General features: G+C 67.0%; 13 protein-coding genes. 9 read left to right on the top strand and 4 right to left on the bottom strand.

From position 1 onward, the window contains the following. The first annotated feature begins 142 nt into the window (after positions 1-142). The 9 genes from H0I76_RS10250 to H0I76_RS10210 all read left to right on the top strand — a co-directional run bounded on the left by H0I76_RS10250 (position 143) and on the right by H0I76_RS10210 (position 9,272). Positions 143-1,150 carry a GlxA family transcriptional regulator gene (locus H0I76_RS10250; RefSeq protein WP_200609777.1) on the top strand — a complete coding sequence of 336 codons (1,008 nt, stop codon included), beginning with the start codon at positions 143-145 and terminating at the stop codon, positions 1,148-1,150. 93 nt (positions 1,151-1,243) lie between these two features. Then, the gene (locus tag H0I76_RS10245) at positions 1,244-1,894 is read left to right on the top strand and encodes an ABC transporter permease (protein ID WP_200609776.1); all 651 of its coding nucleotides are present in this window, start codon (positions 1,244-1,246) and stop codon (positions 1,892-1,894) included. A gap of 20 nt (positions 1,895-1,914) precedes the next feature. Continuing rightward, positions 1,915-3,045, top strand: a complete 1,131-nt coding sequence (locus tag H0I76_RS10240) for an ABC transporter ATP-binding protein (RefSeq protein WP_200609775.1) — start codon at positions 1,915-1,917, stop codon at positions 3,043-3,045. Between the two features lie 3 nt (positions 3,046-3,048). Beyond that, positions 3,049-3,786, top strand: a complete 738-nt coding sequence (locus H0I76_RS10235) for an ABC transporter permease (RefSeq protein WP_234455251.1) — start codon at positions 3,049-3,051, stop codon at positions 3,784-3,786. A gap of 42 nt (positions 3,787-3,828) precedes the next feature. Next, positions 3,829-4,710 (top strand): glycine betaine ABC transporter substrate-binding protein, encoded by an 882-nt coding sequence (locus tag H0I76_RS10230; RefSeq protein WP_200609774.1) that lies wholly within the window; start codon positions 3,829-3,831, stop codon positions 4,708-4,710. Between the two features lie 82 nt (positions 4,711-4,792). Beyond that, a complete protein-coding gene (locus H0I76_RS10225) occupies positions 4,793-5,671 on the top strand; it encodes a nitrilase-related carbon-nitrogen hydrolase (protein ID WP_200609773.1) in 879 nt (292 codons plus the stop codon). 10 nt (positions 5,672-5,681) lie between these two features. Next, entirely contained in the window at positions 5,682-6,872 is a 1,191-nt protein-coding gene (locus H0I76_RS10220; RefSeq protein WP_200609772.1) for an acyl-CoA dehydrogenase family protein, read from the top strand. A gap of 26 nt (positions 6,873-6,898) precedes the next feature. Beyond that, positions 6,899-8,458 carry a class I adenylate-forming enzyme family protein gene (locus H0I76_RS10215; protein WP_200609771.1) on the top strand — a complete coding sequence of 520 codons (1,560 nt, stop codon included), beginning with the start codon at positions 6,899-6,901 and terminating at the stop codon, positions 8,456-8,458. A gap of 13 nt (positions 8,459-8,471) precedes the next feature. Next, positions 8,472-9,272: a crotonase/enoyl-CoA hydratase family protein gene (locus tag H0I76_RS10210; protein ID WP_200609770.1), complete on the top strand. Its 801-nt coding sequence runs from the start codon at positions 8,472-8,474 to the stop codon at positions 9,270-9,272. A 53-nt stretch (positions 9,273-9,325) separates the two neighbouring features. Here the strand turns inward: H0I76_RS10210 and H0I76_RS10205 are convergent, their stop codons facing one another. From H0I76_RS10205 to pcaH, 4 genes are read right to left on the bottom strand one after another with little or no spacing between them, the layout of a single operon-like run. After that, complete coding sequence (locus H0I76_RS10205) at positions 9,326-10,669, bottom strand: lyase family protein (RefSeq protein WP_200609769.1); 1,344 nt, start codon at positions 10,667-10,669, stop codon at positions 9,326-9,328. Positions 10,670-10,675: 6 nt separating this feature from the next. Then, complete coding sequence (locus H0I76_RS10200; RefSeq protein ID WP_200609768.1) at positions 10,676-11,518, bottom strand: BKACE family enzyme; 843 nt, start codon at positions 11,516-11,518, stop codon at positions 10,676-10,678. A 10-nt stretch (positions 11,519-11,528) separates the two neighbouring features. Then, positions 11,529-12,146: a protocatechuate 3,4-dioxygenase subunit alpha gene (pcaG, locus tag H0I76_RS10195; protein WP_200609767.1), complete on the bottom strand. Its 618-nt coding sequence runs from the start codon at positions 12,144-12,146 to the stop codon at positions 11,529-11,531. A gap of 3 nt (positions 12,147-12,149) precedes the next feature. Beyond that, positions 12,150-12,878 carry a protocatechuate 3,4-dioxygenase subunit beta gene (gene pcaH / locus H0I76_RS10190; RefSeq protein ID WP_200609766.1) on the bottom strand — a complete coding sequence of 243 codons (729 nt, stop codon included), beginning with the start codon at positions 12,876-12,878 and terminating at the stop codon, positions 12,150-12,152. Positions 12,879-13,117: the final 239 nt, after the last annotated feature.

Below are 13,117 nucleotides of genomic sequence, written 5' to 3'. Positions count from 1 at the left end.
CGGATGCGGCTGACGGCCGGCTACTTTGAGGGCCGGAACCCGCTTGACACCATGTAAGGGCGGGCTGGAGGCTTCGAGGGTCCGTTGCTTCGTCGGCTTCACGGTTGAGATCGGCCGTGTTCTGCGGGATGCTCCGCTGGTCATGCCCTCCGCTTCTCAAAGTTGCGCGCCATTCGAAGTCGAACTGCTGGTTCTTCCCGGCTTTTCCATGATGGCGCTCAGCGCGACGATCGAGCCGTTGCGCTCGGCGAACCGGATTTCTGGTGAGCAACGCTACACCTGGCTCGTGACGACGCCCGGCGGCGGCATGGTCACCGCCAGCAACGGGCTGGGGATTGCCGCGACGGCGTTCGGCCAGCACGGGCGTTCGGCGCTCACGATCATCGTCGCAAGTCTTGGTATCGAGGAGTTCCGCACCCCCTCCGTCCTCTATGCCCTGCGCCAGCGCCGCTCCGGCCCCATGTCTGTCGGTGCTGTCAGCAATGGCTCGCTGATCCTCGGTCGCGCGGGGCTGCTCAGGGGGCGGCGTGCAACCATCCACTGGGAAATGCAGGCGGCGCTCGCCGACGAGTTTCCGGACAGCGAGGTCGTCGACAAGCTCTTCACCATCGACCGCGAGGTGATGACGGCGGGCGGCGGCACCGCGGGCTTGGACATGATGCTCGCATTCATAGCCATGCGCGACGGCCGCGAGATCGCCGGCGAGGTCGCCGAGCAGTTCCTGCACGGCCCACCGCGCGAGGGCGGCGAGGCGCAGCGGCTGGACACGCGGTTGCGTTACAAGATCACCAACCCGCACCTCTTGCGTGCGGTCGCGATCATGGAGCGGAGCCTCGCCGAGCCGGTGCGGATCGGCCGCGTCGCCGAACTGGTCGGCGTCTCCGAGCGCCAGCTCGAGCGGTGCTTCGAGACGGCCTTCGGCATGTCGCCCTCGGACTTCTACATGGAACTCCGCTGCAAGGCGGCGCGGCGGCGGCTGCTCGACACGACCGACTCGCTGGAGACCATCGCCGAGCTCACCGGCTTCTCCAGCCCGGGCCATTTCAGCCGGGCCTTCAAGGCGTGGTCGGGCGTGCCGCCGTCCGTGCTTCGCAAGCGTTCCGCCGCCATGGATGTCGGCACGATGCAAGAAACAGGCGACGCAACGTAAGGCCCCGACTCGATTCCCCCTGTAGTTGAAGGCCCACCGAAGGCGGACCACTGCGTTCCGCCATGATCGAACGGGTCTGCAGGTCGGGAAACGATGGAAACAATTACCTTCATTTTCAGCAACCTGGGTGTCATCGGCGGGCTTGCCGTCGAGCACATCTCGATCGTGGCCGTCGCGGTCGGTCTCGCGATCCTGACCGGCGTGCCGATCGGTGTCGCCATCACCCAGTCGCAACGGTTGGCCGATGCGGTGCTCTACGTCGCCTCGATCATCGTGACCGTCCCGTCGATCGCGCTCTTCGGCCTGATGATCCCGGTCCTGTCGTTGATCGGCCAGGGGATCGGCTGGCTGCCCGCGGTGATCGCGATCCTGCTCTACTCGCAGCTTCCGATCATCCGGAACACCTACACCGCCATCACCAATGTCGAGCCCTCGCTGCGCGAGGCGGCGCGTGGCATGGGCATGACGCCCCTGCAGCGGCTGTGGCGGGTCGAAATCCCGATCGCCGTTCCGGTCATCATGGCCGGCGTGCGCACGGCGGTCGTGATGAATATCGGGGTGGCCGCCATCGCGGCCTATATCGGCGCAGGCGGCCTTGGCGTGCTGATCGCGCGAGGCATCAGCCAGACAGACCCCCGCCAGCTGATCGCGGGCGCGGTGGCTGTCTCCATCCTCGCCATCGCCGCCGACTACGCGCTCCTCGCGCTGCAGAAACGACTGACCCCAGCCGGCCTCAAACGATAACACAAGCACAGGAAACGCCCATGATCCGCCTTGAGAACCTGACCAAGGTGTTCGAGACGCCGAACGGTCCCGTGGTCGCCGCCGACGATGTCAACATGGAGGTCCCCGAGGGCGAGATCTGCATCCTGCTCGGCCCCTCGGGCTGCGGCAAGACCACCGCGCTCAAGATGATCAACCGGTTGATCCCGCTGACCTCGGGCAAGATCTACATCGACGGCAAGGACACCTCGACCCTCAACGACGTCGAGTTGCGGAGGAACATCGGCTACGTGATCCAGCAGATCGGCCTGTTCCCGAACATGACGATCGAGGAGAACATCTGCGTGGTCCCGAAGCTGTTGGGCTGGGACACCGAACGGGCGAAGAAGCGCGCGGCCGAGCTCCTCGATCTCGTCGCGCTCGACCCGAAGCTCTTTCTCAAGCGGTACCCGAAGGAACTCTCGGGCGGCCAGCAGCAGCGCGTCGGCGTGATCCGTGCGCTCGCGGCCGACCCGCCCGTGATGCTGATGGACGAGCCCTTCGGCGCGATCGACCCGATCAACCGCGAGGTCATCCAGGACGAGTTCCTGAAGATGCAGTCGGAGCTCAAGAAGACGATCATGTTCGTCAGCCACGACATCGACGAGGCGGTCAAGATGGGCGACAAGATCGCCATCTTCCGAGCCGGCAAGATCGAGCAATACGACAGCCCCGACGTCGTCCTCGCCCATCCCGCGAACGAGTTCATCGCCGATTTCGTCGGCGCCGACCGGACGCTGAAACGCCTGCGCCTCGTCACCGCCAAGCAGGTCTGCGACGCCGACGCGCCCGCCGTCTCACGCCACGGGCGGGCGAAGGACGCCCACGCGATGATCCGCGAGCACGGCACGCATGTCGCCGTCGTCCTCGACGCCGACCATCATCCGGTCGGCTATGTCACCGAGGACATGGTCGAGGGCGCAAGCGGCCTGGTTCACGAGTTCGCCCGCGCCCTGCCCGCCACGGTGCCGGCACGCGCGGACCTGCGCGCCGTGGTCTCGGAGATGTTCGCCCACGACACGATGTGGCTTGCCTGCACCGACGACTCCGGTCGCTACGTCGGCGTCATCACCCAGCCCGCGGTGACGGGCGCGCTCGGCGAGACCTACCGCCGCGCCGGTAAGGCGGCCTGACCGATGGCCGCCCCCGCTGCCATGCAAAAGCCCCGCCTCGGCACCCGCGTCGTGCCTTGGATCGCGCTCGCCGCCGGGATCCTGATCGGAACCTCGGGGCTGATCGATCAGATCGGCGCCTACTGGGAGGACATCACCTATCTCTCGCAGGGCCACATGGTCCTCGTCGCCGCATCCGGCGGAGCCGCGATCCTCACGGGCATTCCCGTCGGGATCTGGCTCTCGCGACCCTCGATGGAGCGCTCTGCCGAGACGGTCATGCAGGTGTTCAACATCGGCACGACGATCCCGACGCTGGCAGTGATCGCGCTGTCCATGACGATCCTCGGAATCGGTTTCGCGCCGGCCTTCTTCGGGCTCTTCGTCGCGTCGCTGCTGCCGATCGTGCGCAACACCTATGCCGGCCTGCTGGCCGTGCCCGCGCACCTCAAGGAGGCCGCACACGGCATGGGCATGACGCCTGCGCAGATCCTGTTCCGCGTCGAGATCCCGAACGCGCTCTATGTCATCTTCTCGGGCGTGCGCACCGCGCTCGCGATCAATGTCGGGACCACGCCGCTCGCCTTCCTGATCGGCGGCGGCGGGCTCGGCGAGCTGATTTTCACCGGCATCGACCTGATGGACACGGGCATGCTGCTGGCCGGGGCTGTCCCGGTGGCGATGCTCGCGGTGCTTGTGGATTTCCTGATGGGCCAGGCGCAGCTGCACCTCGTCCCGAAGGGCGTAAACCCGCTCCGCTGAAACGGCGCGGCCGATCACCACCAGATGGGAAGGAAACCCCGAATGCTCGCGAACGCGATGAAATCCCTCTTTGCCGGCGCAGTCCTCATTGCCGGCGCAGCCCAGGCCGACGAAATCGTCGTCGGCGGCAAGAACTTCACCGAACAGCAGCTGCTGACGGCGATGACCGCCCAGCTCCTCGAGGCCAAGGGCTTCGAGGTCGACAGCCGCGGCGGCATGGGCTCGGCGGCCGTCCGCCAGGCTATGGAGAACGGCCAGATCGACGTCTACTGGGAGTACACCGGCACGTCGCTGATCACCTACAACAAGGTCGAGGAGAAGCTCGACGCCGATGCGACCTACGCGAAGGTCAAGGAACTCGATGCAGGCAAGGGCATCGTGTGGCTCGATGCCTCGGCCGCCAACAACACCTATGCCCTCGCCATGCGCAAGGCCGAAGCGGCCGAGATGGGCATCGTGACCCTGTCGGACCTCGCGGCAAAGGTGAACGAGAACGCCGGCCTCACCCTCGCCTCGAACGCCGAGTGGTATGCCCGCCCCGACGGCCTCAAGCCGCTCCAGGAGGCCTATGGCTTCGAGTTCTCGCGCTCGGACGTCAAGCGCATGGACTCGGGCCTCGTCTACGAGGCGCTGAAGAACGGCGACGTCAACGTGGGCCTCGTCTTCGCCACCGACGGCCGCATCCCCGCCTTCGACTTCGTGACGCTGAAGGACGACAAGGGTTACTTCCCGGCCTACGCGCTCGCCCCCGTCGTGCGCGCCGAGGTGCTCGAAAAGAACCCTGGCATCGGCGAGGCCCTGAACGCGCTCTCGGCCAAACTCGACGACGCGACGATGGCGAAGCTCAACGCCCGGGTCGATGTCGAGAAGGTCTCGATCGAGAACGTGGCGGCCGAGTTCCTGAAGGAGCAGGGGCTCGTCTGAGCCCACCACCACTCGGGGCGTGCGCGCATGTGCGCGCACGCCACCCCCGACGCCCTGATGCCCCAACGAGGGACCACGACGAATGTCATCCCGCATACTCAAGGTCGGAGCCGCGCAGTTCGCCAGCGTGATCGGCGAGGTCGACGCGAACGTGTCGATCCATCTCGACTGGATCGCGCGCGGCCGCGAAGCGGGGCTCGATCTCCTGGTCCTGCCCGAGGTTTCCCTGACGGGACATTACGGCGCCGACAACCTGCTTGATGCCGCGATGAAGCGGACCGACCCGCGCCTGAAGCGCCTCGCCGAGGCCGCGGGCGACATGGCCGTCATCCTCGGCTTCATCGAGGAAGGGCCAGCGGCACAGTTCTACAACTCGGCGGTCATCCTGCGCGGCGGGCGGATCCAGCATCTCCACCGCAAGGTGAACCTGCCGACCTACGGCAAGCTCGAGGAAGGCAAGCACTATGCCTCGGGCCGTTTCGTCGAGACCTTTTCGCTGGACGATGACTGGCGCGCAGGGCTCCTGATCTGCGCGGACCTGTGGAACCCGGCGCTCACGCATCTCGCCTTCCTGCACGGCGCCACGGTGCTGATCGCACCGGTCAGTTCGGGCGTCGAGGCGGTCGGCGCCGATTTCGACAACCCGGCCGGCTGGGCGCTGACCATGCGCTTCTACTCGATGATGTACGGCGCGCCCTCGATCATGGTGAACCGAACCGGGACCGAGCGCGACCTCACCTTCTGGGGCGGCTCGCGCATCGTCGACGCCTTTGGCCGCGAGGTCGCCGTCGCGGGCAGCGAGGCCGAACTCATCACCGCCGAGCTCGACTTCGGACAGGTCCGCAAGGCGCGCCACCTGCTGCCGACGGTCCGCGACAGCAACATGGCCCTGATCCACCGCGAGACGAGCCGCCTGATCGACCGGCTTGGCGTCCCCGATTTCGTTCGCGACGACAGCTGAGGAGCGAGAGATGCGCGATTTCTTCCTGACCGACGAGGACCGCGCCTTCCGCGCCGAGATCCGCGACTTCCTCGGCCGCGAGCTTGCACCCCGCGCCGACAAGATCGAGCGCGACGAGGACTGGGAGGCCGTCAAGCAGGTCGTCCGCGCGCTGGGCGAGGCGGGCTACATGAAGCTCATGTTCCGCGACCTCTACGATGGGCCGCTGGGCCAGCCCGGGCTGACCCACGCAACCATCCTCTCGGAGGAGGCGGCCTATCTAAACTACGCCTTCGAGACGACCATCGCGACCGCACTTTCCTGCGCCTATCCCCTGCATTCGAAGGCGACCAGCGCGATCCGCGAGCGCTATCTCACGCCGATCCTCGAAGGGACCGCGATCGGCTCGATCTGCATGACCGAGCCAGATGTCGGCTCGGACAGCGCGGCGATGAAGACACGCATCCGCTTCGACGAGAAGACGCGGGAATGGGTCATCGACGGGTTCAAGCGCTACATTTCGAATGCTACGAAATCCGACGTCTACATCGTCTGGGGCATCTCGGATCCCGATGTCGCCCCCCAGAAGGGCATGAGCGCAGTTGCCGTCCCGGCCGATACGCCCGGCCTCTCCTTCCCGCGGACCTATGATTTCATGGGCCGGCGCGGCTGCGTCGTCGGCGAGGTCACCCTTGAAGGCGTTCGCGTCCCCGAGGAGAACCTGCTCGGCGCGCCGGGCCAGGGCTTTCGCATCATGCTCGGCGCCTTCAACTTCGAGCGCGTCATCCTCGGTGGCTCCGGCCTCGGCGTCGCCCGCTCGGCCTTCGACATCGCCAAGGCCCATGCCGAGACGCGCACCGCCTTTGGCCAGAAGCTGGGCCAGAAACAGCTGATCTGGGACATGGTGGCCGAGATGAGCTGGCGGATCGACGCGGCCGAGCTGCTGACCTACCGCGCCGCCAAGATGTATGACGCCGGCATGGACGGGAAGGAGCTGATGCGCGAGGCGGCGCAGGCCAAGCTCGTCTCGACCGAGACCGCCGTCTTCTGCTCGGACCGCACGGTCCAGATCATGGGCGGCGACGGCATCACCCGCCAGTTCGGACGCGCCGAGCAGATCTACCGCGACGCCCGTGCGCTGCCGATCGTCGGCGGCACCTCGGAAATGGCGAAATACCTGATCGCGGCGCGCGAGATGCCCTCGGTCAAACCGAATCTCTGATCCACACAGTCCAAGGGACCAAAGCGATGCATATCGCACGTCTGCTCGAAGCCTCGGTCGAACGCTATCCCGATCACACCGCGCTGATCTTCGAGGACCGCCGCTGGACCTACACCCAGTGGCACGCCCGGATCCGGCGCTTTGCACAGGCGCTCTCGGATCTCGGGGTCCGGCCGGGCGACCGGGTCGCGTTCTACGTCTCGACCTCCGAGAACTCGGTCACGACCTATTTCGCCTGCCAGGTGCTCGGCGCGGTGGCGGTCCCGCTCAACTTCCGCCTCAGCCCCGGCGAGGCCGCCTACATCATCTCGGATTCGGGCGCCCGCGTGCTCGTCTACGGCCGCAACCTGACCGAGAACGCGCTGAAGGTGCAGGCACAGGTGAAATCGGTCCACGACTTCATCGGCTGCGCCTACGACAAGGAAAACATCCCCGAGGGGCACCACCATTTCGACACGCTGGCCGAGGAGACCGTCGATCGCGACGAGCCGCGCCCCGCGCCGGACGGCAACGACATCTCGGCGCTGGTCTACACCTCGGGCACCACGGGCCGCCCCAAGGGCGTGATCCACACCCACGCAAACGACCTCGCCATCGCGATGAACTGCGTGATGGAATACGGCCTCAACCACCTCGACAACGCGCTCCATATCGCGCCGCTCTACCATGTGGGCGGGATGCAGGCCTTCTTCATGCCGCACCTGATGGTCGGCGGCACCAATGTCGTGCTGGGCCGCTACGAGGCCGAGAAGACGCTCGAGGTGATCCAGACCGAGAAGATCACCACCCTTTTCGCCGTGCCGACGCAGATCCAGGAGATGCTGTTCCATCCCCGTTTCAACGACTACGAGGTCAAGAGCCTGCGATTGATCACCACCGGCGGCGCGGCGATCTCCTCGGCCACGATGGAGCGCGTGATCGCCGAGTTCTGCCCCGGCATCTTCAACGGCTACGGCATGACCGAAGCCTCGCTGACGCTCATCCTCCACCCCGAGGACGCGCTGGCCAAGCTGGGCTCCTGTGGCAAGCCCACGCTCATCACCGAAGCCCGCGTGATTGCAAATGACCCCGCCCGAGAGGTGCCGCCTTCGGAAACCGTCGGGGCCGGCGATATCGGGCAGCTGATCGTGCGCGGTCCGCAAGCCATGCAGGGCTACTGGAACAAGCCCTTCGAGACGCAAAAGAAGCTGAAGGCGGGCTGGATCTACACGGGCGACCTGTTCTCGAAGGACGCGGACGGCTTCTACTTCTTCCATGGTCGCGCCGACGACATGATCGTCTCGGGCGGCGAGAACATCTATCCGCGCGAGGTCGAGGAGATCCTCTACCGCTGCCCGGGCGTGCAGGAGGCCGCAGTCGTCGGCATCCCCGACGAGAAATGGGGCCAAATCGTCGCGGCCTTCATCGTCGCGAGCGACCCCGATCTCGCGGCGGAGACGGTCGATGCCTTCTGCAAGGCGAGCGACGACCTCGCGCCCTACAAGCGCCCGAAGCGCTACGTCTTCATGGACGCCCTGCCGATGAACCCGAGCGGGAAGGTGCTGAAGCGCGAGCTTCTCGCCGCACACGCCCCCGCCGCCGCGTAAGAGAGGATCAACGATGGCCGAGAAACTTCTTTACGAGCAGGACGGGCATGTCGTCACGCTCACTTTCAACATGCCCGAGACGCGCAACGCGCTGACCGACCACGACCTCTGCGACGCGATCGTCGAGGCGATGGGCCGGATCAATGCGGACCAGACGGTGCGCTGCGCGATCGTCACCGGCGCGGGCAAGGCCTTCTCCTCGGGCGGCAACCTCAAGCACATGAAGGAGAAGCACGGCACCTTCGCGGGCGACGCCGTCTCGGTGAAGGACGGCTACCGCAAGGGCATCCAGCGCGTCGCCCGTGCCATGTGGGAATGCGAGGTACCGCTGATCGCCGCAGTCAACGGGCCATCCTATGGCGCGGGCTGCGACACGACCTGCCTGTGCGACATCCGGATCGCCTCGACCGCGGCGACTTTCGCCGAGAACTTTGTCAATGTGGGGTTGATCTCGGGCGATGGCGGTGCCTGGCTGCTGCCGCGGCAGGTCGGCCTCAGCCGTGCCGCCGAGATGACCTTCACCGCCGACCCTGTGGACGCCGAGACGGCGCTGGCCTGGGGCCTGGTCAGCCGCGTGGTCGAGCCCGGCGAGCTCCTGCCCGAGGCGCGTCGGCTGGCCGCCCGGATCGCGCGCAATCCGCCGCGCCAGCTCCGCATGGCCAAGCGGCTGCTGCGCGAGGGGCTGAACACCCGCCTCGACACGATCCTCGAGCTCGCGGCCGCCTATCAGGGCGCGTGCCACCAGACCGAAGATCACGGCGAGGCGGTCGACGCCCTGCTTGAGAAGCGCCAGCCGCGCTTCTCCGGCCGCTGAGGCTCGGTGTACGGGACGTCAGGATGGCGGAGGGCATGTGCCCTCTGCCGCTTCTACTCGTCCCGCGCGCCGGCTGACGGCGCCAGGCCGGCCAGGAGGCGCTCGACCAGGCGCTCAGCATTGTCGATGGCATCGGTCGCGTCGGTCACGGGCATCTCGACGCCCCTGGCGGCGCAGAGCGGCGAAAGATGGTCCCGCAGGCTGCCGCCATGCTGGGCCTGGGACCGTGCGGCGCGCTTGAGCATGGCCTGTGCCTCGGGCAACGGCATCGCGCGGGCAAGGGCAAAGGCGAGTGCTTCGGCGTGGATCGCGCCACCCGCCACTTCCATCGTCGCCGCCATCCGCTCGGCGCAGGGACGCAGGCTCGCGGCAAGCTCATTTGCATGGGCGAGTCCCGCACCTGTCGCAACCAGCATCTGCGGCAGGACGCTCCATTCGGTCATCCAGGCAGTCCCGTCGCGATCCTCGAGGTGAAACAGCGTGCCCGCCATGACGCCGGCCTGCCCGGCGTTGAAGCGCCCAAGCGCGATCAGCGCCTCGGGCAGAACGGGGTTCGCCTTCTGCGGCATCGTCGATGATCCGCCGCCCTCGCCGGCGAAGAGCTCGCCGATCTCGGTGCGGCCGAGGATGACAAGGTCCCCGGCCATGCGCGCAAGCAGCCCCGACACCATCGCGAGCCAGTTGGAAAGCTCGACAAGACCATCGCGCTCGGTGCCCCAGGGCTTGGCAACCCGGGCGAGACCCAGCTCGTCGGCGAGCAGATCCATCGCCTCGGGCGCCCGGGCGCCAAGGATGGAAAGATTGCCCGAGGCGCCGCCCAGTTGCACCGCGAGCACGCGCGACCGCATCTCGGCCAGCCGGTCGAGGCAGCGGCCGAGGGGCGCGACCCAGCCCGCGATCCGAAGGCCCAGCGTTGTTGGCGTCGCGACCTGGCTGCGCGTGCGGCCCGCCATCGGCAGGCGGGCATGCGTCCGCGCGGCGTCTCCCAGCCGGCCGACGAGCGCCACGAGCCGCCGCTCCAGAATGCCGAGGATCGGCACCAGCCGAAGGACGAAGCCGGTATCCCAGACATCCTGCGAGGTCGCCCCCCAGTGGATGAAGGCCCCATGCGGCGCGCCGGCTGCCTCGCGCAGCGCCGCGACGAGAGCGGGAACGGGCACGCCGGCCGATCGCGTCCCCGCCGCCAGATCGGCGGGCTCGACGGCGACCCCAGGCAGGGCAGCCGCGATGGCATCGCCGGCCTCGGACGGAATGATCCCGAGCCGCGCCTCGACGATCGCCAGCGCGACCTCGAAGCGGATCATCGCCGCGATCTCGGCCTCGGGCGTCAGGTGGGCCGCGACCTCGGGGTCTCCGAAGAGCCCCGCGAAGATCGGATCGTCGAAAACGCCGGTCATCTCGCCTCAGGCCGCCGGTCGCAGACCGAGGATCTGCCGCGCCTGAGCAGTCGTGGCGACGGGGCGGCCATGCCGCTCACAAAGCTCGACGACGCGCTCGACCAGAGCGGCATTGGACGGGGCGAGGTGGTCGCGGTCGAGGCGGACGTTGTCCTCGAGCCCGGTGCGGCAATGGCCGCCTTCGGCGATGCACCATTCGTTGAGCGTGATCTGGTGTCGCCCGATCCCGGCCGCGCACCACTCGGCATCCGGCGCGAGGCGCCTGACCGTGTGGACGTAGAAATCGAAGACCTCGCGGTCGACGGGCATGGCGTTCTTCACCCCCATCACGAACTGCACGTAGAGCTGCCCCGGGATCCGCCCGTCCTTGTTCATCGCAACCGCCTGGAAGATGTGGCTCAGGTCGAAAGCCTCGATCTCGGGCTTGACCTCGTGCGCGCGCATCTCGGCGGCGAGCCAGTCGACGAGATCGGGCGGGTTCTCGTAGACCCGTGTCGGGAAGTTGTTCGACCCCACGGTCAGCGAGGCCATGTCGGGCCTCAACGGCAACATCCCGCCACGCGCCTGCCCCGCGCCCGAGCGCCCGCCGGTCGAGAACTGGACGATCATGCCGGGGCAGTGCTTCTCCAATCCCTCCTTGAGCCGCGCGAACTTCTCGGGATCCGAGGTCGGGCTCTCGTCGTCGTTGCGCACATGACAATGCGCGATCGACGCCCCTGCCTCGAAGGCTTCCTGCGTGGACTCCACTTGTTCGGAGATCGTTATCGGAACAGCGGGGTTGTCCGCCTTCTTTGGCACCGAGCCGGTGATCGCAACGCAGATGATGCAGGGCTTGGCTTTCTCGCTCATGGCGGCCTCCTCAGATGTCGAAGAACACGGTTTCACGCTCGCCCTGCAGGCGGATGTCAAATTTGTAGACGCCGTCGGCGGTCCTTTCGGCAACCAGCGTCTCGCGACGATGGACCTGCTCGATGAAGCCGAGCACCGGGTCGGCTGCGTTCGCCTCGGCCTCGTCGGCGAAGTAGAGGCGGGTCTGGAGCCCGACATTGACGCCTCGCGCCACGACCCAAAGCGAGATATGGGGCGCCATGATCCGTCCGTTGCGGCCCGTCACCGCGCCGGGTTTCACCGTCTCGATCACGAAGGCGCCGGTGTCGAAGTCCGAGATGATCCGGCCCCAGCCGCGGAAGCCCGCCTCGACCTCGGATGCGCGGGGGTCGGCGGGATGGGGGTGGATGCCGTCGGCGTTCGCCTGCCAGGTCTCGATCAGCACGTCCTTCACCGGCGCTCCGGTCCCGTCATAGACGGTGCCCTCGATGCGGATGCGCTCGCCCCTGGCGTTCGGCCCCGCGATGTCCCGGCCGAGCTCTTGGTCGAAGATCTCGAAGCCCGCGGCACCGGGCGCGAGGCCGATATGGACATAGGGTCCCGCAGTCTGCGAGGGCGTCTCCTTGAGGCGGTCGAGCTTCTGCGTCATCGCTCAGTTCCCCTCCAGCCGGTTCTCGAACAACGTCGAGCGCCGGCCGCGCAAGACGATGTCGAACTTGTAGGCAAGACTGTCGAGCGGCACGGCCGCGTTCATGTCGAGGGGTGCGATCAGCTGCTCGATCGCGCGCGGATCGGGGATCGTGTTGACGATCGGGCACTGCGCGATCAGGGGGTCGCCCTCGAAATACATCTGGGTGATCAGCCGTTGCGCGAAGCCCGACCCGAAGACCGAGACATGAATATGCGCCGGCCGCCAGTTGTTGATCCAGTTGCGCCAGGGATAGGCGCCGGGCTTCACGGTTCGGAAGAAATAATACCCGTTCCCGTCCGTCAGCATCCGGCCGCATCCGCCAAAGTTCGGATCGATGGGCGCGAGGTAGGTGTCCTTCCTGTGTCGGTAACGCCCGCCGGCATTGGCCTGCCAGACCTCGACCAAGGTGTTCGGCACGCCGCGCCCGTTCTCGTCGACAACGCGTCCATGCACGATGATGCGCTCGCCGATTGCCTCGCCGCCATGGGCGTAGTTCCGGATCAGGTCGTTATCGAGCGGCCCGAGGTCCGAATGCCCGAAGGTCGGCCCTGTGATCTCGGACATCGACTGCTCGAGCGAGAGCAGAGGCAAGCTGGGCGAGCGCGCGACACTGGTCTTGTAGTCACGCGAAAAGGCCGGAGGATGCCACGTCCTGTCACGCTGGTAGAATTCGTCCCTGGGCCCGTTCATCGTTTCACCTCCCTCTCGGTGCCGGTTTCTTCCCGGCTTCCCGCCCGCGGAGCGACGGGTTGAACGATCAGACAGGCCGCGCCGCTCTATACCCGTAACCGATCCCGGCAGAGCTGTCACAACGTACCGGTCTGGATCCGGATCACACAGACCTGATCAAATTGCGGTCGCGTCGGTTTCACGGATTGACAGCGCACGCGATGGAATGGGCGCGCATGTCCTGCCCGAAATTTGAGCAA

The organism is Thermohalobaculum xanthum (genome assembly GCF_016623495.1).
In the GTDB taxonomy this organism is placed as follows: Bacteria; Pseudomonadota; Alphaproteobacteria; order Rhodobacterales; family Rhodobacteraceae; genus Thermohalobaculum; species Thermohalobaculum xanthum.
Note: the sequence above shows the minus strand (reverse complement) of the source record. Positions and strands in the feature narration are given on the sequence as shown.